Consider the following 627-nt stretch of genomic DNA (forward strand, 5'->3'; position numbering starts at 1 on the left):
CATCCTGGGGCTGTAGCCGGTCCCAAGGGTATGGCTGTTCGCCATTTAAAGAGGTACGTGAGCTGGGTTTAAAACGTCGTGAGACAGTTTGGTCCCTATCTGCCGTGGGCGTTGGAATCTTGACGGGGGCTGCTCCTAGTACGAGAGGACCGGAGTGGACGTACCGCTGGTGTACCTGTTGTCTCGCCAGAGGCATCGCAGGGTAGCTATGTACGGAAGAGATAACCGCTGAAAGCATCTAAGCGGGAAACTCGCCTGAAGATGAGGATTCCCTGGAGACTTGATCTCCCTGAAGGGTCGTTCGAGACCAGGACGTTGATAGGCTGGGTGTGGAAGCGCAGTAATGCGTTCAGCTAACCAGTACTAATTGCCCGTGCGGCTTGATCCTATAACCGGTATGTTTCCGGCTGGGTCTGCCTTGTGCCTGATACACACAAAAGCACAACCCCAAACTACATTCCATATTGGCGGCGTTGACCCTGAAGTCAGCGACGCGACAAGTCATAGCCTGGTGACCATAGCGAGTCGGTACCACCCCTTCCCATCCCGAACAGGACCGTGAAACGACTCCGCGCCGATGATAGTGCGGATTCCCGTGTGAAAGTAGGTCATCGCCAGGCTCTCCAT

The 627-nt window shown here is 55.2% G+C and carries 2 rRNA genes; both read left to right on the top strand.

What is annotated here, in order from left to right:
- Window positions 1-388, top strand: a 23S ribosomal RNA gene (locus tag GFB48_RS17370); the annotation flags it as partial.
- 119 nt (window positions 389-507) lie between these two features.
- A 5S ribosomal RNA gene (gene rrf / locus GFB48_RS17375) occupies window positions 508-620 on the top strand.
- Window positions 621-627: the final 7 nt, after the last annotated feature.

It is taken from the genome of Paraferrimonas sp. SM1919, assembly GCF_010993985.1.
Classification (GTDB): domain Bacteria; phylum Pseudomonadota; class Gammaproteobacteria; order Enterobacterales; family Shewanellaceae; genus SM1919.